General features: G+C 40.1%; 21 protein-coding genes and 2 pseudogenes. 18 read left to right on the top strand and 5 right to left on the bottom strand.

The window, feature by feature from the left end:
* Positions 1-556, top strand: a pseudogene (locus A6049_RS33785) (hypothetical protein); the annotation flags it as partial.
* A gap of 295 nt (positions 557-851) precedes the next feature.
* A complete protein-coding gene (locus A6049_RS33415) occupies positions 852-989 on the top strand; it encodes a recombinase family protein (RefSeq protein WP_145921958.1) in 138 nt (45 codons plus the stop codon).
* Positions 990-1,091: 102 nt separating this feature from the next.
* Here the strand turns inward: A6049_RS33415 and A6049_RS33010 are convergent, their stop codons facing one another.
* Positions 1,092-1,349, bottom strand: a complete 258-nt coding sequence (locus A6049_RS33010) for a hypothetical protein (protein ID WP_145921957.1) — start codon at positions 1,347-1,349, stop codon at positions 1,092-1,094.
* A gap of 581 nt (positions 1,350-1,930) precedes the next feature.
* Positions 1,931-3,688 carry a CocE/NonD family hydrolase gene (locus A6049_RS26570; RefSeq protein ID WP_063567490.1) on the bottom strand — a complete coding sequence of 586 codons (1,758 nt, stop codon included), beginning with the start codon at positions 3,686-3,688 and terminating at the stop codon, positions 1,931-1,933.
* A 530-nt stretch (positions 3,689-4,218) separates the two neighbouring features.
* Here A6049_RS26570 and A6049_RS26565 point away from each other — a divergent pair.
* A complete protein-coding gene (locus A6049_RS26565; protein ID WP_063567489.1) occupies positions 4,219-4,836 on the top strand; it encodes a TetR/AcrR family transcriptional regulator in 618 nt (205 codons plus the stop codon).
* A gap of 575 nt (positions 4,837-5,411) precedes the next feature.
* A complete protein-coding gene (locus tag A6049_RS32745) occupies positions 5,412-5,540 on the top strand; it encodes a sporulation protein YjcZ (protein ID WP_082935059.1) in 129 nt (42 codons plus the stop codon).
* Positions 5,541-5,852: 312 nt separating this feature from the next.
* Here the strand turns inward: A6049_RS32745 and A6049_RS26560 are convergent, their stop codons facing one another.
* Entirely contained in the window at positions 5,853-6,203 is a 351-nt protein-coding gene (locus tag A6049_RS26560) for a winged helix-turn-helix transcriptional regulator (RefSeq protein WP_063567488.1), read from the bottom strand.
* A 128-nt stretch (positions 6,204-6,331) separates the two neighbouring features.
* Here A6049_RS26560 and A6049_RS33780 point away from each other — a divergent pair, with 128 nt between their 5' ends.
* From A6049_RS33780 to A6049_RS26535, 5 genes are read left to right on the top strand one after another with little or no spacing between them, the layout of a single operon-like run.
* Positions 6,332-6,991 carry an ABC transporter permease gene (locus tag A6049_RS33780; protein ID WP_063567487.1) on the top strand — a complete coding sequence of 220 codons (660 nt, stop codon included), beginning with the start codon at positions 6,332-6,334 and terminating at the stop codon, positions 6,989-6,991.
* A gap of 9 nt (positions 6,992-7,000) precedes the next feature.
* A complete protein-coding gene (locus A6049_RS33775; RefSeq protein ID WP_063567486.1) occupies positions 7,001-7,915 on the top strand; it encodes a glycine betaine ABC transporter substrate-binding protein in 915 nt (304 codons plus the stop codon).
* Positions 7,899-8,699: an ABC transporter ATP-binding protein gene (locus tag A6049_RS26545; RefSeq protein WP_256336225.1), complete on the top strand. Its 801-nt coding sequence runs from the start codon at positions 7,899-7,901 to the stop codon at positions 8,697-8,699. The genes A6049_RS33775 and A6049_RS26545 overlap by 17 nt, the downstream gene beginning before the upstream one ends.
* On the top strand, positions 8,696-9,322 hold the full coding sequence (locus A6049_RS26540; protein WP_063567485.1) for an ABC transporter permease: 627 nt from the start codon (positions 8,696-8,698) through the stop codon (positions 9,320-9,322). The genes A6049_RS26545 and A6049_RS26540 overlap by 4 nt, the downstream gene beginning before the upstream one ends.
* A 6-nt stretch (positions 9,323-9,328) precedes the next feature.
* Complete coding sequence (locus tag A6049_RS26535; RefSeq protein WP_063567484.1) at positions 9,329-10,294, top strand: zinc-binding alcohol dehydrogenase family protein; 966 nt, start codon at positions 9,329-9,331, stop codon at positions 10,292-10,294.
* A 518-nt stretch (positions 10,295-10,812) separates the two neighbouring features.
* On the opposite strand, the gene A6049_RS26525 is transcribed toward A6049_RS26535, so the two are convergent.
* Positions 10,813-11,832: an alpha/beta fold hydrolase gene (locus A6049_RS26525; RefSeq protein WP_063567482.1), complete on the bottom strand. Its 1,020-nt coding sequence runs from the start codon at positions 11,830-11,832 to the stop codon at positions 10,813-10,815.
* Positions 11,833-11,975: 143 nt separating this feature from the next.
* Here A6049_RS26525 and A6049_RS26520 point away from each other — a divergent pair, with 143 nt between their 5' ends.
* From A6049_RS26520 to A6049_RS26495, 7 genes and pseudogenes are all read left to right on the top strand, one after another.
* Complete coding sequence (locus tag A6049_RS26520) at positions 11,976-12,884, top strand: LysR family transcriptional regulator (protein ID WP_063567481.1); 909 nt, start codon at positions 11,976-11,978, stop codon at positions 12,882-12,884.
* A gap of 263 nt (positions 12,885-13,147) precedes the next feature.
* A complete protein-coding gene (locus A6049_RS26515) occupies positions 13,148-13,555 on the top strand; it encodes a GNAT family N-acetyltransferase (RefSeq protein WP_063567480.1) in 408 nt (135 codons plus the stop codon).
* 298 nt (positions 13,556-13,853) lie between these two features.
* Positions 13,854-14,289 (top strand): annotated as a pseudogene (locus A6049_RS26510) (hypothetical protein).
* A 284-nt stretch (positions 14,290-14,573) separates the two neighbouring features.
* Entirely contained in the window at positions 14,574-14,720 is a 147-nt protein-coding gene (locus A6049_RS33655) for a hypothetical protein (RefSeq protein WP_162842462.1), read from the top strand.
* 381 nt (positions 14,721-15,101) lie between these two features.
* A complete protein-coding gene (locus A6049_RS26505) occupies positions 15,102-15,839 on the top strand; it encodes a hypothetical protein (protein WP_063567479.1) in 738 nt (245 codons plus the stop codon).
* Between the two features lie 241 nt (positions 15,840-16,080).
* Positions 16,081-16,335, top strand: coding sequence for a hypothetical protein (locus A6049_RS26500; RefSeq protein WP_145921956.1), 255 nt, complete (start codon positions 16,081-16,083; stop codon positions 16,333-16,335).
* A complete protein-coding gene (locus A6049_RS26495) occupies positions 16,317-18,248 on the top strand; it encodes a fructose-bisphosphatase class III (protein ID WP_063567477.1) in 1,932 nt (643 codons plus the stop codon). The genes A6049_RS26500 and A6049_RS26495 overlap by 19 nt, the downstream gene beginning before the upstream one ends.
* Positions 18,249-18,439: 191 nt before the next feature.
* Here the strand turns inward: A6049_RS26495 and A6049_RS26490 are convergent, their stop codons facing one another.
* On the bottom strand, positions 18,440-19,363 hold the full coding sequence (locus tag A6049_RS26490; protein WP_063567476.1) for a helix-turn-helix transcriptional regulator: 924 nt from the start codon (positions 19,361-19,363) through the stop codon (positions 18,440-18,442).
* A gap of 111 nt (positions 19,364-19,474) precedes the next feature.
* Here A6049_RS26490 and A6049_RS26485 point away from each other — a divergent pair, with 111 nt between their 5' ends.
* Together A6049_RS26485 and A6049_RS26480 are read left to right on the top strand one after the other, a co-directional pair.
* The gene (locus tag A6049_RS26485) at positions 19,475-20,056 is read left to right on the top strand and encodes an LOG family protein (protein ID WP_063567475.1); all 582 of its coding nucleotides are present in this window, start codon (positions 19,475-19,477) and stop codon (positions 20,054-20,056) included.
* A gap of 315 nt (positions 20,057-20,371) precedes the next feature.
* Entirely contained in the window at positions 20,372-21,346 is a 975-nt protein-coding gene (locus A6049_RS26480; protein WP_063567474.1) for a phosphotransferase enzyme family protein, read from the top strand.
* The last annotated feature ends 146 nt before the right edge of the window (positions 21,347-21,492 follow it).

The raw sequence follows: 21,492 nt of genomic DNA, 5'->3' as shown, positions 1-21,492 counted from the left end.
CGGAGCCACCGGAGCGACGGGTTCTACTGGAGTAACCGGTGTCTCAGGTGCAACGGGAACAGGGGCTACTGGCGCTACTGGCGCCACTGGTGCGACAGGATCTACTGGGGTAACAGGCGCAACAGGCGCAACTCCTACGTTTGTAGACTCATACTTTAATGGTAATATTCAACCTCAGACAATTGCTTCTGGATCAAATATTTTAAATATTACTCCAAACCAATTTACTGCACTTACTTATAATGCAGCAACTAGTGTTTTCACAATACAAAATGCAGGTTTGTACAACATAAGTGTTGTACTAAATCTTGCAGCTGCTACATTACCAGGAGCAACAATTGGGCTATCGCTAAATAATTCTACAGCATATCTGGCTGCTGCTGTAACCACGGCAACAAGTGGTCAATTGGTTTTAGTTCAAGTTGAGTCCTTTGCTGTTGGAGATACAATTCAATTTAGGAATATATCTGGGTTTCCTATTACCATTGCTAATTCATCAGTAATAGCTAACAGCGCAGGTCATGTAACTATTTCAAGGTTCTCAGCCTTCTTTTGATCATTTATACAATTATATGATGGCGACAAGGCGTGCATTAGGCTGACTAAACCAGACTCTTGCACGTTAGCTATCCAACATCAGTTGATGATAAAAAACGAAAAAAAGAAAAGAAATAATTGCGCAATATATATCATTGATTGGTAAGTGTTTTGTTATTTTTTACTCACTGAACGAGGACATTTCCAATTAGGGATAAAATAAATGACTTATAATCGAGCTCTGGTCAACATACAGATGAAATTTCGAGAAGGTGAGGTTGTACAGCGTTTCATCCGTGAGGGGGATAAATAATTTGTTAAGTCCATTAAACGGTTGGGGGGATCGGGCAGCTTATTATGGATCTTGTGAGATACTTAGCTGGCTTGCCGAAGAGGAACGTAGTGGTATTAAGCAAGCACAGGCTGAAGGTATTGCTGAAGCCACGAAATAAAGGGATCACATGGGGCCGCCACAAATGAATTTGAATACACTTACAGTAGGTCAGCGGGGCATCCTGAATGCCGAGTATCTCAACTGGAAGAATAATGAGCTGTCAGCTGTAGAATTTATGTTCAGCAGTGCTAGTACTATAAAAAGGGGATTGCATCAGCCTCGTAGGTAAATTTTGCATATCAGTTGCATTCACATAATCGCTTAACGCAGACAATCCTGATACTTTATGGTAGTTATAGATGTTCGTGGTTGACGCAAAATGCGCAGCGCTAGAAAGTCCAATAATAATAGCAAAACGCGTTATAGTGTATTTTGAGTTTTCTAATAATTGTTTCGCCTTCTCAATACGTTTTTTCATGACATATTCCAATTATCGTTATGCTTGAGACGCGTTTAAATGTGTGATGAAGGTAATACATATTGATGTGCAAATTTTCTGCTATTAAGCTGAGTGTTAAGTGTTCTTATAGTTTTTATCGCATAAAAAAACTTCCCATGGAGAGGAGAATTATATCGATCCAGATAAGTGGAATCTGCTAATAATGAAATTTTGTGAGTTTTATAGTATCGGGGAAAAGGTACATCCGTCTAGATTGGCTCCAGTCTTTGCACCACCTGTCCGTTAGTGACAATATTCCTGCCAATAACCCTCATTTAACAAGAACAGGCGCTCAACAGCACGTTTAGCTATATAGAAGTGCTGTTGAGGAGCATAGTGTCTGATACACAGTACGAAGAAGGGATGATGAAGGGAAAGGAAGCAAGAAGCATTACGATGTTAAAAGTTGATCTTTCACAGCACTTACACAAAACAAGCCGGAATTCCTTAGCATACAGAATTTCCAGCTTGTTTGATTTATCGTACGTTTTTCGCGTTTTGTTGGTGGTACCCCCAATGGGACATGCAGACTGCGTTTCTCAAGGACGGACGACTAGAAATTATTTTCTAAAAGGGAGCTGCAAATACGAATCACACTGTCCGCCGCAGTGAATAATATGCTTACCATGATTTACCGGTGGTGCGGCAGGTGTACCCGGCATTATGCCACCGACTTCATCCTTGGCGCTTACAATAAAGCGAAGTTGCTCTCCCGGATAAAGGAGCATTCCAATTGGGAACATCTCAATTTCAATCTCTACAATCTCACCCTTGTGGAGTTTTTCTTCACGATCAAAAGTATATGCAGGTACTTCATTTGTACTCTTTTCTTCATCAAGGTGTCTCATTGATACACGAAGACGACCATTGCTTCCTTTATATCTTAAAACACTTCCGCCGCGGTCTGTTAGATCATGCATCCTTGCAGTCATATTTGGAATTACAAACTGCTGAAGGTGATTTCCGAATTTATCAAGCTTATAGAGATATACAAGTATATCCATATCATCGCTTCCATCAACTTCAACATAAAGTTTTGCTTTAGGATAACCGACAAGTTCTGTCTTTTCCTCTGCTTTATAGAGGAAGGATGCCTGTGCAGGAGATGCCTCACTGTCATAAATTGTAGGTATATCTGTTTGGGCAAGTGTTTCTGAAAGAGTACGAGTAACTCCGTTAAGATACATCTTCTTGTATACCGTTCCTTGTGGTGGGAACGTTTCAGCTTCTATACCTTCGTAATGACCGCCTTCAAAATCATGAAGCGCATACCGCACCACAGGTGTTTTCTCCCAGCCATTATCTATTCCCTTAAGGAAATGGTCGAAGAATTTAAGGCGATCTTCCTGCTGTTCTTCCTTGTAGAAATCCGGCCATTCCTGATTGTCATGGATACGAAGCCATTTGTTTTCCTTTGGCATATTTCTCCAAGCACGAAATGTGCCTGGTGTGTGCAATGTATTGCTGTAACTTGCTACAACATAAGCAGGGCAAGTTATATTCTCGAATCTAGCAATTTTATCCTCCCATAAGTCACAGTTGGCAAATGGATATTTAAGTCCTTCATCATGTACATCTTCTCTCCTAACAGCTTCACCGGCATGTACATGGTTAACCTGCAGACGAGATGCAAAGTTTACATCAAGTATACCACCGCGACGAATGAGGTCACGATAAGCATCTCCCAAGCCTTCCTCCGGATTTATTGCTGCAAGGTGGGGCGGCTGCTCAGCAGCAATAAACCACTGTGAAAATGCAAGATACGAAGTACCGCTTGTAGCGACCTTTCCGTTACACCATTCCTGTTCTGCAAGCCATTCAATAAGATCATAGCAATCACGAGCCTCTTGTGTACCAATCATATATATATCGCCTTCAGAATGAGCAACTCCTCTCGGATCAGGATTGCAAACTGCATAACCATGATTGCACCAGTAAGCGGGGTCACTGCCTTCGAACTTATGAAGACCCGAAAGTTCTGAATCAGGTATACCAATCATACCAAAAAGATTTGTGTATCTTGGGGCTGTGCCGGCTGCCTTTCCATAAGGACTCCAAGAAATAATAACAGGAACCTTTTCTGCTCCAGAGGGGCGGAAAACATCAGTGTAGATGGTAACACCATCTCTAAGTTTTACCGGTACATCTTTTTCAAAAATCACATCACACGGCAGTGGCATAAAACGTTGATCTACTTGATAGCCTTTCTTTAGCACCGTTGTACCCGGGTTAAATTGGCTCAGTATACCGTGCTCTACTCCATCATCGATATATTCGAATGATGGGTTGAATAACATCATTTCTTTTACTTTATCCATAGTTGCTTCCTCCTTAAAATTGAATTGCATTCTTTGATTTAAAAATCTTCACTCGTTAGTTGATATCGTCCCCGTGCATCAAAACGTTATTCGCATTTTAGAAAACCTCGTTTGGGGTACGGAAGAAATTTACCAGGCTTGTCCGGATGTAACAAATTAACATAAATTATAATATCAACCTTCATTTTGAGGGGAACATCCATTTTGATGATTATCTCTTGATTTCCATAAGTGAAGTAGTCACGACTATTTTGCTCAAACCTTATACAGTGTCATGGGGATGTGTTGGTTTCAACTTTGCATAAAAACTCCGTTTATTTATATCGATTTTTGCTTAGCTTTTATATTCGTTTTAATTTTGCCTGTATCCCCTCCCAGATGATAAGTTATAATAAATGAACAACCTGTTGTTTATTACAATTCAAATTATAAAATTGGAGAAGTCTATGTTCAATAATTAAAAATGGCAAATGTGTTGGTTACGGAACACCTTTAATCATTGTGTTGGATAAAATTAAGGAGGAATTTACTTGCGCAATATTAACCCTGATTTACGTGTCATTCGGACAAAAGAATCCATTCGACAAGCACTAGTTGAACTAATAAATGAAAAAGGTTTTAAAGCAATTACGGTTAAAGACATAACAACGAAGGCGAACATTAATAGAGGTACGTTTTATGCTCACTATCAAGACAAATTTGATTTAATGACTAAATGTGAGGAAGAAATTATGCTTGATATGTCCAGAATTACAAAACAAAACTATCCAAGTGTTATTGCCGCACTTGAAAGTGACTCTGAAAAATTAATTCCATTTTCCTTAACCGTTTCAATATTTGAGTATTTAAATTTGAATGGTGGATTTATGAAAGCTGTGTTAGGTCCAAACGGGGATTTAACATTTCAAACCAGATTGAAACAATTTATGTGGGAAACACTCTATGGAAATAATCCAAACTCATTTGTAAAAGAAGAAAATCTTCTTGTTCCAGGACAATATTTAGCTGCTTATATGGGGACTGCAATAATAGGGGTAATTCAGCAATGGTTGGAAAGTGGTACGAAAGAAACTCCTCAAGAAATGGCTCGTATCCTAACGACCATATCAGTTAATGGTCCATTCTATGCAGCTGGTTTAAAAAAATAATTCAGTACAAAATCATTCATTGTAGAGAACGCCGAAAACAGCCTGTGTTTATTAAATGACCGCTAAATTTCATTTCAAACCGTTGGCAAAAGCACGTCTACGATGATGGAGGAACGATCAACCGGCATTATTACGAAATGGCCGTTCTGACAGAGCTGCGCAATTACGTTTGTTCCCATTGTCGGGAGCCGTCAGTATAAAGATTTCGAGAAATAACTTGTGCCGAAAGAGGATTGGAAAGGTTATAGAAACTCTGATGGAACTTTTCTTGAGTTTGTAAGATAAGAAGATGTAATTGAGGGAAAATCTTGATAATTATTATTCACATCTTATTTTTATTAGCATATCTTAAAGTAACACCTTTTTTTCTTCATTGGTATTCCAAAACCACGCTTTGTGGGGGGGGTTGTTTGTCGAATTGAAAAAGGGTGATACTCTTGTTCTAACATAACTCGTGAATACGATAACAAGACGAGATTGAACTAAACTCTCTTGTAGAAACCTTTCATTTTAGCCGTGTCAAATTAAACATTTCTGAATAGCTTAATATATATCGAAAATGAGGGGGAAGAAATATGAGTGAAGTTGGATATGAGTATGGCAATGGAAGTATCGGAGGGTTTGGTGGAGGTTATAGTAGCACAGGTGCAATATTGGTACTCTTCATCCTGTTAGTCATCATTTCTAAAGCATTCTTAGTTTAATATAGTAAACTTTAAAAAATTTCCGCTACATTTCCTTGGCGGATTTTTACATAGAACCAAGTAAAGGCTAAAAACTAACCCGGATAATTGGAGAAATGAATTATAACGATTGCCGGAATGGGTAAGAACATGTTCCCATTACCGATTAGATATCTATCTAATCTTTTTTTCCTCAGCGGAGGTACTTATAAAACCTGCTTTTTATACCTTTAGTTAGGAAGCATGAACACTTTTACAATTTCACAAAAGGACTCACCAAAAAACGAGCGCATCCTGAACATGGATTCGCTCATTTTTCTACTATCCGTAATCCTATTCGTCTGTATCGGTCGAAGTATCCTCATTGAGCTTTTTATAATCCATTCCCCATGTTTCCATCACACTAATGATGGGTCTCAGCGTATTACCTAAATCGCTCAAGCTGTATTCGACTCTGGGCGGTACCTCCGCATAGACGGTACGAATGACGATACCGTCTCCTTCCATGGAACGCAAATTTTCGGTCAATACCTTTTGGCTAATTTCCGGAATACTTTTGCGAAGCTCACCGAACCGTTGGGTTCCTTTCAGAAGATCTCTCATGATAAGTAATTTCCATTTGTTACCTATCAAACCGACAGTTGTTGCTACAGGGCATTCAGGCAACTCTTTTTTGGTAAACATTTAAGCTAATCCTCCAATAGTTACTTTTTGGTTCCTATCTAATAAAAAGGTGCCTACTTTCAAAACGATTATAATGCTTATATTATAAAGCTGTCGAGGGAAAAGCAACTTGAATGAAAGGAGGGAACATGTTGCAAGAAAGCTTGGGAATGCAATTGGCAACCTATTTCTCAGACAATTGGAGTGCTTTCTTCGCTCTGGGGCGAGAGCATATAGAGGTCAGTTTACTGGCATTGCTTTGTTCTGCATGGATCGGAATTACACTGGGATATCTGACCATCACATACAAACGCTCGGAAAAGTGGATTGTATCGCTGATTCAGATTCTGCGGATTGTACCTAGCCTGGCTGTTTTACTCCTATTAATTCCGTTGATGGGCACTGGCATGAAGCCAGCATTGGTTGCTTTAATCTTATTGGGGGTACCTCCCATATTGATGAATACCATTTCCGGTTTGAATCATATTCCTCTATCTGTTCTTGAATCTGCTAAAGGGGCGGGGATGTCTGATCGTCAAATGATGTGGAAGATCAAGTTCCCTCTTGCTGCACCACTCATTCTGACAGGAATCAAAACAGCTGCCATTGAAATTATCGCCAGTGCCACCTTGGCAGCCAAGATCGGAGCTGGTGGATTCGGTGAGATCATTTTCACCGGTCTAGGACTCAATCGAATCGATTTGCTTCTAATTGGCGGGGGATCTGTGGCGATATTGGCCATCTTAATCGGAGTCTTGCTTGATATATCCGAACGAATTTTATTTCGATATCAATTTTTGCAAAGGTAGGAAAACGACATGAAAAACAAAAAGAAAAAAATCTATATCATAACTTCACTTATCATCGTATTATCGCTCCTGTTGAGCGCCTGTGGTGAGCAAAAAAATCAGCCTTCGGAAAATAAAGAGACATCGATTCGAATCGGCACCAAAGATTTCACTGAAAATCTGATTGTGGGAGAACTTTACGCCTTGGCCTTGGAGGATGCCGGCTACCAAGTAGAGCGTGTACCTAACATTGCAGGATCTGTGATCCATTCTTCCATTGTGAATCAAGATATTGATATGTATCCGGAATACACAGGCACCGGTTTGTTAGCCATCCTGAAGCTGGAGTTGTTGACTGATCCGGATGAAGTATATGCCAAAGTGAAGGAAGAATACAAAAAGCAATTCAACTTAACCTGGCTCGACTATTCCAAAGCCAATGATGGAGCAGGGCTCGTCATACGTGCAGAAGCCTCGGAACAATGGGGAATTAAGACGATTACTGATTTACAGAAGCATGCAACCGAGCTTCGATTTGCCTCTCAAGGAGAAGTGGATCAGCGTGCGGACGGTATTCCAGCATTGGAGAAAGTATATGGCAAACTAAACTGGAAGTCCTCCAAAGTCTACGACAATAGTTTGAAATATGAAGTGCTTAAAAATAATGAGGCAGATGTTGCACCTGCATATACGACGGAAGGACAACTCGTAAATAAAGATCAGTACATCCTATTGGAAGATGACAAACAAGTATGGCCCCCTTATAACTTGGCTCCTGTCATCCGTGATGAAGTACTGTCTGCACATCCAGATATTGCTGAAGTCATCAATAAGATCAGTTCGGCACTGGACACAGACACGATCACGGCACTTAATGCCAAAGTTGATGTCGATCAAGAAGAATATGAAGACGTCGCAAAAGCCTTCTATGAATCCATCCAATAAACGTAGTGGTAACATGGGGCCACCAGCCATCAAATTTCATAATGTGTGCAAAACATATTCAAAATCCAATGAATACGCAGTGAATCATGTCAATTTGTCTATTGAAGAAGGGGAGTTTATTACCATACTGGGCTCCTCTGGATCTGGAAAAACGACGCTTTTGAAAATGGTAAACCGTTTGTACGAACCTTCTCAGGGGAACATTAAGCTGTTTGGAGAAGACATTGTATCCATAGATCCCGTGATGCTAAGAAGAAGAATCGGTTACGTCATTCAGCAGGTTGGGTTGTTCCCACATATGACCATCGCGAAAAATATCGCTACCGTACCTCGTCTGTTGAAATGGGATAAAGAGAAAATCGAGGAGAGGGTCTCCGAACTACTGCATCTGGTGGGACTGGACCCTCGGACGTATGAACATCGCTATCCTTCACAATTATCGGGAGGGCAACAACAGCGAATTGGACTCGCCCGAGCTTTAGCGACCAATCCTGCGATCATGCTTCTGGACGAGCCTTTTGGTGCTTTGGACGCGATTACCCGTCTACATTTACAGGATGAATTATTGAAAATTCATGGAGGGTCGAATAAAACCTTCCTGTTCGTCACACATGACATTAATGAAGCGTTCAAGTTGGGCACCCGGGTCATAATTATGAATCAAGGGAAAGTGTGCCAGTTTGACACGCCTAAAGAAATTGTTAATCATCCTGCAGATGAATTCGTAGCGTCGCTTATTCAATCTTCAAGGGAGCAAGAACGTTTCTGGGAGGCCTTAGAATGATCGATTATGCCATCAAACATCCAGATAAGTGGGGAAGCGCACTGTTCGAGCATGTGGAGATACTTGTCATAACCATGGTGATCTCAATTATTGTCGCCGTGCTTCTAACCATCGTAATCCTGACTTCCGACTGGGTGTCACGCATTTTCATTTATGTTTTTTCCATTTTGTATTCCATCCCCAGCCTGGCTTTGTTCACCATCATGATTCCTGTGACGGGACTGGGTACAACGACGGCAATCATCGTGCTGATTCTATATAATCAATACATTCTTCTGCGCCACTTTATCGCAGGTTTGAATCATGTGGAACAACCTATTATTGAGGCAGCTACCGGGCTGGGCATGAGTCGTATGCAAATATTGATTCAGATTCGGGTACCCTTGGCGATTCAAACCCTATTTACAGGACTGCGACTTGCCTCCGTATCTACGATTGGCATGGCGACCATTGCTGCATTCATCAATGCTGGCGGGTTAGGGACGATCTTTTATGATGGTTTACGCACCATGAATATCGATAAAATTCTGTGGGGAAGCATCCTGTCCGCAGGACTTGCCTTGGCGACAAATACATTATTCATTCAGTTGGAAAAACGAATCTACATCGGAGCGGGGAGATGAATTTTGATGAAAGCAGTTGTACTGGAAGGTGCCTGTGAACCTCAAGAACTAAAAGTACGGGAGGTTCCCATTCCCGAAGTTAAACCAGGCTGGGTATTAATCAAGATCAGAGCATTTGGCATTAACCGCTCGGAAATGTATACAAGGCAGGGGCATTCACCATCCGTTCAATTTCCACGGATCATTGGTATTGAGTGTGTGGGGGAGATCGAGGACGCATCGGACAGCACTTTCCAAGAAGGACAGCATGTCGCTTCTCTGATGGGAGGGTTGGGGCGAGAATTTGATGGAAGCTATGCCGAGTATGTTTTGATTCCTTCAGAGCAGGTGTATCTCATTCCTGGTGGAATGGAGTGGACTACGCTCGCTGCCATTCCAGAAATGTATTACACGGCATATGCATCTTTATTTGAAAGTCTTCAATTAACTAAAGGAGAAGTGCTTCTCATTCGAGGCGGGACCAGTTCCGTTGGTCTGGCTGCCCTCCAGCTTGCCAAAAGTGTAGGAGCCACCGTTATATCGACCACTCGTGACAGCGGAAAGCTGACATATCTTCAGCAGGCGGGTGCGGACCTCGCATTACTTGATGATGTACATTTTACGAATAAAGTAGTTGAAATTGCTCCAAATGGAGTGAACAAAGTGTTGGAATTGATCGGGACGGTGACCTTGAAGGAATCTTTGAAATTGGTCTCAGAACGAGGAATCTTATGTATGTCAGGCATATTAGGCAATGAATGGACCCTCGATTCCTTCGAACCATTGATTGATATACCAACAGGTGTTTTCTTTACGGCTTTTACAAGTGAAGTTATTAAAGAAACGGTGCTGGTCGATCTATTTAATCATATAAAGGACCATGCACTTATTCCGCCCATTGCTAAAGTGTTCAAACTAGAAGCAATAGCAGAGGCTCATCTGTTAATGGAGAGTAACTCAGCAAATGGCAAAATTGTAATCATGAATGAATAGGATGTGCCTAAAAGAAAGGAAGAATAAAAATGAATTTCACAGAGATGGTGCGGATTATGGATATCAAGTGGTTATTGCAACGGATGGAACCTCAACTATTAGGGAGGAATGGCAATACTATGCAATGAACAACGTGGCCACTAAAATGACAACTGAAGAAAAAATTGTCCGAGGACAAGAACTTGTTCCTATTCATAGGAAGGTTAATTGAATTTTGTCACATACTTCAAGTATGCGAACGATAAAAAAAGTAAGGTTGACTTACAAGATTAAAGACAGGTTACAGTCTCTTTTTTTACAAAACCTAACATCATCCAATGTGGATAAAAACTAGAACTTCAGACTTCATTTAATTCGTTAAAGCTAGTAAAAACACAGAAAAAAAAAGAAGAGGTCGAACCAGTAGGTTCTGGTGACCTCAAATACGTTAGATTAGGTTGTTAATTCATGAGAGAAATATACCGGCTAAAGAATAGGGATCTTGCTATGCCTGACAGACATCCAATACAGGTGACGATTTATTCTTTTGTCCTAAGCGACAACAATTGCTTCAGATTGTCATCAATAAATTGATTATCGGTACTGTTGATTCCACGACCGGCAAAATGGCCCCAGATCGATTGAATTGGTTTCAAGACAGCATGAGGTATACGCTTAGCTTCGTATTCATTATCGTCCGCTGTGCAGAAGAGATCCGTGCTTCCCGGCATGATACAGGCAAGAGCTTTTATGCTCTGAAGTGCTTTATCAAAGTCTCCCTTATAGGAAGGGTTGGCACTAATATCTGCATGTTGGCCTGTCCATAACATGGACAGAACATTGTGCGGATCCATATTCATAAAGCTCTCTTCCCAGACACCAGCTATAAAATCCTCCAATGTGTCAAATCCCATCTCACGATAAAGCTCTTCTCTATAAAACGCATGCGATAGTCCCCATCCTGCATAGACCCGGCCAACGGCGCGCATGTCAGTAGAAGTCAATTGGTTTAGTTTACTTGAGTCGAAGCGGACTGCAGATAGCAGGGAAGCTTTTACACCTTCCAGAACTACATATGTGTGAGGCCAAGGTTTGGCGATTCCCCCGAAAGGTGCAATTCGTTCGACCATCTCTGGATAACTTGCACCCCATTGAAATGCCTGAATGCCGCCCATGGACCACCCTACGACGAGAGCAATCTTTTGAATGCCGAATTTCTCGGTCAGCAGTTGCTGCTGAAATCTAACGTTGTCATAGATGGTTACCTGTGGAAAATTAGCCCCATCGAATGGATGAGGTGTGTTACTGGGAGATGAAGATAGTCCATTGCCCAGCAAATTTGGAACGATAATAAAATATTTCTCTGGATCCAATGCCATCCCGCTGCCAATTAGCCATTCATTTTGAATATGCTGATCCCCAAAAGCAGTTGGATAGACGATAACATTATCTTTCTGTCCATTTAATTTTCCGTAAGTTTTATAAGCGAGATAAGCGTTAGGTAACGTCACTCCTGATTGTAAGAGTACATCACCCAAATTAAAAATTTCATAGTCCATCGTATGGTCGCTCCCTTCAAAATGAAAAACCACATGTCACTGTGATCTCTTGTGCTCAGTATAGAGCCATGATACCATCAATAAAAGTGAATAAAATTCAAGATAGTATTCAATATAATTGAAAGATGAAGGGGGAGCATCGGATGGAATTGCGTCAACTGAATACGTTTTGTACGGTTGCAACAACATTAAATTTCACGCGGGCAGCAGAAGTGCTGAGCTACGTTCCTTCCAACGTCACGATGCAAATTAAAGCATTGGAAGATGAGCTAGGTGTTCGCCTCTTTGATCGGTTGGGCAAGCAACTCGCGCTCACAACTGCGGGTAAACGCTTTTTAACACACGCCCAAGGCGTTCTTGAAAAAATGGAGGAAGCTCGTAGTGCTGTTCATGACAATGAAAATCTAAGTGGCACCCTAACGATAAGTGCCAATGAGGTTATTTGCTCCTATCGGCTTCCGCCTGTCTTTCAACGGTTTCGTTCGCAACATCCGGGAGTTCGTCTGATCTTTCGCTCAGTTCCAAATCAAGAGCTCAAGCAAACGCTTTTTGAGGGAACCACGGATATTGTTTATATGTTGGATGAACCCATTCGCTCGAGTGGACTTTCCGTGGAACCGCTGCTGGAAGAACATTTCAGATTGTTAGCTGCTCCAGATCACCCGCTCGCCAAACGAACTGTGCTGCAATTGGAAGATTTTCATGAAGAAGTGTTCCTGACCAATGAGAAGGGTTGTCCATATCGAACTATGTTTGACCGGTCATTCGAGAAAGAAGGCGTTGATAGCATTACGTATTTAGAGTTTCAAAGTGCTGAAGCCATTAAAAAATGTGCGATTTCTGGAATCGGTATTGCCTTTCTTCCTGAAATCGTCGTGGAAGCTGAAATTGAACGCGGAGAACTTGTTGTCCTTCCATGGGAAATTCCTGATTTGCAGGTGTATACACAGATGTTGTGGCATAAAGACAAGTGGCTTTCACCAATCATGTTATCTTTCATTGAAGCAGCAAGGGATGTTTTTCGTTTACAGAATGAGAATAAAACCATATAGCCTATGTATAAAAGAGGCATCAAGAAGTATTCTGATGAATTCTTTAATGTAAACAAATCCAAATTCCACTTCAGTTAATCCATTTTCTCTACATATGTTTAATAGTATATTGAGGTAAATAAAGTGATCATTCACTTTGATAAATCCGAAACTGCTTTGTCGGTAATATTTTATGGCTTCGTACAGGTTGTAAAACCATCGAAATATGGGAGTTTAAAACAAATGTTGTGCCGTAGTTAGTTTTATGAAAGGAAGTTATAAGGATGAGGAGTATTTATTACGATTCAAGCAAAGAGGATATCACTAAGGATGCACTCCAGGAGTTATTTCTTTCGGTAGGATGGGAGTCTGGCAAGTATCCAAACGAGCTTTTACAAGCAATCGGAGGGTCTCATTCAATTGTTACCGCTTGGGAGGGAGGAAAGCTTGTTGGTTTAATAAATGCTTTGTCAGATGGTGTTTTAACGGTATATTTTCATTATATGCTTATTAATCCGAGTTATCAGAGTATAGGTATAGGTAAGGAAATGATGAATATAATGCTTGATAGATATAAAGGGTGTAAAACAAAAGTATTAATTTCTTATCCTTATGCAGTGGATTTCTATAATAAATTGGGCTTTAATACAGAGGATGGAGCTACACCAATGTTTATCTCAGAGTTGATATGATTGAACTAACGGGGAACGATAGCTCAATAAAACTAAGAAGAAGGCATCAAAATGATCAGAAAACGGGAATATTATATTAGAGTGATGATGTCTTATTAAGCTATCGGGCAGGTTAACGTGGAAGCATATTTCTCATACTTAAATTCCATGTTATGGTAGTATAGAGTTGGATTTAGGAAAAGTGTACAAGGGTGTGTAAACGAAATGGCTGAAAAACCGTTTGTCTTTCTAGCGTGTATAATATGTTTTATCGTTAAGAATGGAAGAATGTAAATAGTACATATGGAGGTAATTAAGTTTGAAATCTCACTACTATCTCAGTTGGTTTAATGATTTCTTTCCAGAGAAGCTGGTCAAATTGTTGCATGAGGATATAACAGACAGAAAATCGCTTGTTATGATTAGCGCTGATCCGTCTGGTTATACAGGTGAGCAAATTAACTTTGATGATGTTTCTGAATGGATATGGTTGAATCAGGCTAATATTATTTTTGGTTGAAACAAGTACTATTTATGATGGTATTGGCTTTGATCATTTTGCCTATGAATCTCATTCTCAACGCGACTACGCCACGTTTGTTCAAGGCTACCTGTTCCCCTTGTCTGAAGAGATTGATGTTTACGCGGCAGAGCAGGAGAGCGCTATACGTGTAAAGGACGGCAAAATAGAAATAATGGGTCCTGTATATTTAATTTCCCACTCAAAGATTCAGAAATTAGTTGAGACGCTCTAATTAGGGTGAGTGGCCGTGAACTAACAGAATTAATTCCTTTTATGTATAAAATCAAGGCTTACAGTGAATCATCTCAGGTCTCCTCTCTATGCTCGGAGGATACTGTTGAATAGCCCGAGTCTAATACTTTATTTTATTTGAATACAAGGAAAAAATCCCTTTTACAATCATTGTCAGTACGTTATAATACAATCACCAGGTGGATTACCCAACATAAAAAGTGAAATATTGTAATTATTTAGTGAAGTCCTTATTACATAATAGATATCGGAGGAGGTGTAGTTATGGTCAAGAAAAAAATTTCCAAAGCCCTCAGCGCAGCTTTAATCGTTTCTATGCTGGCTACTGGCGTAATAGTCGCTCTTCAAGGTCAAACAACGTTTGATGTAGCGAAGTCAGCTGGGGATAAAAAGGTTGAAGTTATTAAATAGTTAATTCATTTACCTCAGCTTGGTTAACTCAGCTGAGGTTTTTTCATTCCCATTATGCATTGAAAAAAATGAAGATCTAGATGGAGTAAGAATAGAAAAATAAATTGTAGGGTGATAAAAACATTACATAAGATGCTCCAAAAAACTGTCGTTAATCTAAAAATGAGATCGACGGTTTTTTTGTGTGACCGATTTTTAAATGGAATAAAAATGAAGGAAGCATAAAATACGAAGCAAAAGTAGTAAAAACCAACTTGCCGTAACAGGCTGGGAAGTCCTCGATTGGGAGAAAGCGAATGCTATGAGACTATGGAAAAAAGGCAATACAATGAGTAGACATCAACAAGAACTCCATGGGAAAAATAGAGGGAGATGAGCGTATTGTATCTAAAAGCATTTGATCTAGATTTACCTTATATAATTGATGATGAAAATGTTGAATCAATAATGAAAGAAGAAAAATGCGAATATGACGATGCGACAAAAAAGGATTACGAGTTAAATTGGAAATGGAAACGGCGTTCATTTAGTTTGGAGACGCGTTGTATAACTGCTATGTTTGAACGTATATTCGGAAAACAAAAAACGAAAGATTGTTGGAAAATTCTTGTGGATTGCGTTGAAAATATTTCGGATGAGAGGATTATTAATGATTCAGGAGTCTGTGTAGTACAAATCAAATTTAATTTGGATGACTTCAGCGTAAAAAGTGAGACGGAGAAAAAAAGAACAACGCTCCAACTGCTTATGAATGGAATAGAAAAACTGGTTTTGGATAAAAATTGGGATATTACACCATTTAAAGAGACTGCTCTGAAAATTGAAGAGTTAGGGTATGTAAATGAGTGGGTCTGGAAGAAAGTGATCAAGAGTCCTAAAAAGAACTACAGTGCTAAGGTTATTTGTCAACACAATGTAGAAAGCATGGATATATATCTTTCTATTATGCACCGAGACGGGACACAAATACTGTTAGAAAAAGTGATCTCAGAATTTCCAGATGAATTTGCATATGCTAGACATCTAGGTGAGCTTAAATGGATATCTGATTCTGAAGTTGCTTTAATTGATGAAGATAATGATGGGATGGTTTCAATAAATCTAGAGAAAGCAAAATAAATTATTAAGGAATCTGCAACGCGATGGGGGGCTGGGAGGCGGCACTGCTGTCGGGGGACAAGAACATAGTCCCATTGGATGTCGCTATTTTAGCGGCTTTCTTGTTTTATCGGTACAAGTTAGTGTCCCGAGCCAAGGAGCTAATTCCTTTAACGAATGGTTGCTCATAATCTCGCTTCCTTCCTAATCCTGTTTTCAAAAGTTTTAAGCAGCGGGATAACACATGAGTCAGTGGACTTAAATGAGCAACTCCAAAATACATCCCTTTAATGAAATTTGTTCATATATGAGAAACTGGAGTATGATGGGGGAAGGCAATGCTGATAATCACCATATAAATAATTTTATATTTATTGTTAACCATACAGGTAAAGAGTTAGCAAAAACCCAATGTTTTTCTATGGTTCAAAAGGGTTGTCCTTTGAAATTTCCTGTAAAATTAATGCCACATAACTTCCTTGAAGGGGGACATCTGTTTTGGATGAGCAGTTTCTAGATTTATTGGCCCAGAAATATGATACGGAAGAAAAAATTATAACAGAGATCATCAATCTTGAAGCGATCTCCAATCTCCCGAAGGGAACCGAGCATTTTGTCAGTGATTTGCATGGGGAGTTCCAGGCTTTTCAGCATGTACTAAGAAACGGTTCGGGTACCGTCAAAGAGAAAATCAAAGAAATATTCCGGGAGGTTTGGACGGATCAAGAAATCAATGATTTTGCGGCGTTGGTTTATTATCCGGAAGAAAAAATACAGCTGGTTATAGGGGAACTGTGCAATAAACAGGCTTTGAACCAGTGGTATAGACAAACGATTGAACAAATGCTTAAGCTTATTTCTTATGCCTCTTCCAAGTATACGCGCTCGAAATTGCGTAAAGCTCTGCCGGAGCAGTATGTATATATTGTAGAAGAGCTTCTATACAAGACGGATTCGACCAACAATAAGGATCCTTATTATGAGGAAATATATCGGCAAATTATATCCTTGGGCCAGGCGGACAAGCTCATTATCGGCCTTGCTTATACAACCCAGCACCTGGTGGTTGACCATCTTCATGTGGTTGGAGATATCTATGACCGGGGGCCGGACCCCGATAAAATTATGGATACGTTAATCAACTACCATTCTGTAGACATTCAGTGGGGGAACCATGATGTCCTCTGGATCGGTGCCTACGCGGGTTCTCTGGTCTGCCTTGCGAATATTATCCGGATCTGCGCCAGATACGACAATCTGGACATTATTGAAGATGTATACGGAATCAATCTACGCCCACTGCTAAACTTGGCGGAGAAATACTATGAAGACAATTCGCCCTTCAGACCGAAGCTACAGGCTGGCCATACCGTATCGGAGCAGGAAATTCTGCAGATCACCAAAATTCACCAAGCCATTGCCATGATCCAGTTTAAACTTGAAATCCCGATTATCAAGAGACGTCCATACTTTAATATGTCTGAAAGACTTTTGCTGGAGCAGATTGATTACGAGAAAAATGAAATTAATATCTGTGGTAAAACGTACCTGCTGGAAAACACCTGTTTCGCAACCGTAAATCGGCAGAATCCTGAACAATTGCTGGAGGAAGAACGCCAGGTGATGGAAAAGCTTCTGTTCTCCGTTCAGCATTCCGAAAAGCTGGCCAGACATATGAATTTTCTCATGAAAAAGGGAAGCCTTTATTTAAAATACAACGGGAATTTGTTAATCCACGGCTGTATTCCTTTGGATGAAGAAGGAAATATGGAAGAAATGCAGATTGAAGACAAGACATATGCAGGCCGTCAATTGCTTGATGTTTTTGAAGATTATTTGCGTTACGCCTATGCGCACCCGGAAGAGACAGAAGATCTGGCGACGGATATGGTATGGTACATCTGGACAGGGGAATGTTCCTCGCTCTTTGGAAAGAGAGAAATGACCACTTTTGAACGGTATTTTATCCAAGATAAAGAAGCACATAAGGAGAGAAAGAATCCTTACTACCATTTACGTGAAAATGAAGAGACCTGTCGAAAAATCTTGCTGGAGTTTGATTTGAATCCGGACCATGGACATGTCATTAACGGCCACACGCCAGTCAAAGAAATTCGTGGAGAGAACCCTGTTAAAGCAAACGGAAAAATGATCGTGATTGACGGCGGTTTTTCCAAAGCCTATCAATCCACAACGGGCATTGCCGGATACACCTTGTTGTACAACTCCTTTGGCATGCAGCTCGTCGCCCATAAGAAATTTAATTCAAAAGAAGATGTGTTATGTAACGGAATAGACGTGTTATCTGTAAAAAGATTAGTGGACAAAGAACTGGAGCGGAAGCTGGTGAGGGAAACCAATGTCGGGGAGAAGCTGCTGCAGAAAATCTCAAATTTGAAGGATCTACTAGAATATCGCTACATGAAATGAAACGATTGCTAAAAGTACACACCCGGATCAACCGTTTGAGTGCAATTCGACGTAGACGCTCGTATTGGGCAGGGAAGTAATAATACCCTGCCTGTGCGAGCCTTTCTTTTTTTACAGAGTGATTTAACACGAGGCAGGGGATATTGAAAGGCGTAATAAAGGTGCCGATGGAAGAAATCGATGCGTTTTTTTTAAGTGGAATAGATTTTGTGAATACCCTCAATTCGTTTGGTTAACTCGCTTCTTACATGTTCAGGCTCGATACATTCGCATTTGTCCCCAAAGCTAAGTAAATGAGTATATCCATGGTCATTTGCAATGAAGGGGAACTTTGCTATCCACTTAACACCTTCATATAAGCGAATGTTGTTCTCTCCACAGTACTCGCTCATATAAGGAATAAGTGTTTGGTCAAAAAGCAGAGTTAAATGAATAATTTCTTTCTCCGTAATATCTAAAACCTCGTCTTCGATTTGTCTTTTCCTAAATGTATCATGGTGAGTAACAAGAGAAGAAATGCGGGAAACCTTAAACATTCGGAACCCCCCTTTTTCTGTACAAAATCCTTGCATATACCACACTGAATTCTTCAATACTAGTCGGCAAGGCTCAATGGTGAGTTCCAAAGGAGTCATACCTTCAAAAGGATCTAGATATTCAAATGTAATTAAGCGGTCCTCTTCAATTGCGGTTCGAATTTGCCCCAATTCAGGTGGTTTGACATGAGTACTTCCGAACCAAGGTGAAGGATCTATTGCTATTAGTTTATCTACCAGTCGATTTTCATCTTCCGAGATCAAAGATTTCACTTTAGCAATGGCATTCAATACTTCGTCGCTAGAAACAGTCGAATGGATACTGTTTAATCCAAGTATTAAAACTAGTATCTCCGCTTGAGTAAAGATCTTCTTCTCAAATTTGTAACGTTCCATAATACTGAAGCCCCCATTCACACCAGGGGAAGAGGTGATTGGAATTCCGGCTTTGGTAATAGTTTCGATATCTCGAAAGATAGTACGAGGAGTGACCTCAAACATTTTCGCTAATTCAGAGGAACTCACTTTTTTACGTTCTAACAAAAGTAACACTATCGATAGAATCCTTTCAATTTTCATGGAGATCCCCCAAAATTTTTAATCTAATTATGACATAAAGATGTCATAGTTTCACCTGTAATATATAGAAAGTATGAAGCAGTTAACAAAAGAAATGGAGAAAATGTATCTATGAAATCAATCGCTGTATTCTGTGGTTCCAAAGAAGGAAAGTCTGCAATATACAAAGAGGCTGCAATAGAACTGGGTCATGAACTAGCCAGACGAGAAATCACCCTAATTTACGGAGGCGCTATTACTGGGCTCATGGGAGAAGTTGCTGATGCAGTGTTAGAAAAAGGGGGCCGTGTAATTGGAGTGCTTCCTCATTTTTTACAGACTCGTGAGATTGCGCATAAAGGTTTGACTGAACTTATTATGGTCGACTCTATGCATGAACGTAAAGCCAAAATGGCTGAATTAGCAGATGGATTTATTTCACTCCCGGGGGGGCCAGGGACGTTGGAAGAATATTTTGAGATATTTACTTGGGGCCAGCTTGGCCTGCATCAAAAGCCTTGTGGTTTATTGAATGTTAATCAGTACTTCGATCCCATTGTATCCATGTTTAATGTTATGGACCGAGAACGTTTCATGCAACCGAACGTTCGGGATATGGTCTTAATAGATCAAACTCCGGAAGGGATACTTAATCAATTTTCAATGTATACTGCCCCTCCTGTCAGAACGTATCTCACGGAAAAACGTACTTGATTAAATGACGCTATGTGTGTGAGGGATCGAGGGTTTCAACTGGTGAGAAAATCCACAATCTGCTCCATGCAAAGTCTTTTCTATAAACAACGGCGGTTGTTTGTATGGTATGTCCCGACCCCTGAAAAATTGCACAAAAATCGGTCTTTCCTACGAAAGCATTAAGAAAATCATTTACTCTAAAAAATAGATTCACTTGTAAGTCACATCGAGCTTTCCGATGTGGCTTTTTTGTAGAGTTTGATTCTGAATCAAATTCAGTATATTTCCTATCAGCACCTTTTGTTACCATAAAAGTAAAGGGGTGAGGTTAATATGGATAAAAAGATTAAACGACTATACACACACGATATATTGAGACAGTCCGCGCAATGTTTTGGAATACGTGAAGACTCCATTTTCGAATTAAATGGGTTTCAAAATTTCGTTTATTCCGGGGTTATTGGAGATCGAGAAGTTATTTTAAGAATTGCCCATGTCACACATCGAAATGAATTATTAACAAGAGCGGAACTAGATTATATCATGTTCCTGGCTGAACGAGGAATGAAAGTAGCGAGACCCATTCAGTCTTTATCCGGGGATTTTATTCATATCATTGACGAGTCCTTTGTTGTGACAGCTTTTGAGAAAGCACCCGGCAGAAATGCAGTAATAGCCGAGGAGAGCAATACGTTTTATGAGAATATCGGTCAATTGGTCGGGAAAATACATAAGTTTTCACTTCATTATTCGTCCCAACATTCACGCTTTGAATGGAATGATAATGCCCTATTAGCCTCATTCAAGAAGTACTGTCCGTTAGAATTACACGATAACTTTGATCGTTTAATTACTGAAGTTAGCGCTCTACCCAAGGAAAAAGATACGTACGGTCTTATTCATGGGGATATCAGCCCTGGAAATTATCTTAATGATGGGGACAAAGCTATTATTATTGACTATGACGATGCGGAATATAGCTGGTTTGTTTCTGATATTGCTACACCATTACTTTATGAAATTCCTATTCCGTGGGTTGTGTCTGGAGATGTAAGGAGGGAGATTGCAAAGCGTTACTATTGCAACTTTTTAAACGGCTATTGTAAGGAAAATACTGTGAGTCAAAGTTGGTTAAACAAAATCCCATTATTTATTAATCTAAGGCAAGCTAGAGTATTAGCCGCGTTCTATAGAAGCAGAGATTTTAACGCTCCTGATTGGAGCGAATGGGATGAGCAAGCCCGACGCTTCTACTATGAAAATTTGTTAAATGACACTCCCTATATTGATATGGACTTTTTGTGTTAACGGGTACGATACTTTGACAAAGCCAGAAAAGGAAGGGCCATCCCATAAAGGATGGCCCTTAAACTTGCCGTTACAGACAGCACGGAGAAACCGTAATAAGTGTGATTCTAATTAACAGCATAGAACCTAAGAGTTATAGATTCTCA

This window comes from Paenibacillus sp. O199 (assembly GCF_001636635.1).
Taxonomy (GTDB): Bacteria; Bacillota; Bacilli; order Paenibacillales; family Paenibacillaceae; genus Paenibacillus; species Paenibacillus marchantiae.
This window is presented reverse-complemented; position numbering and strand designations above follow the sequence as displayed.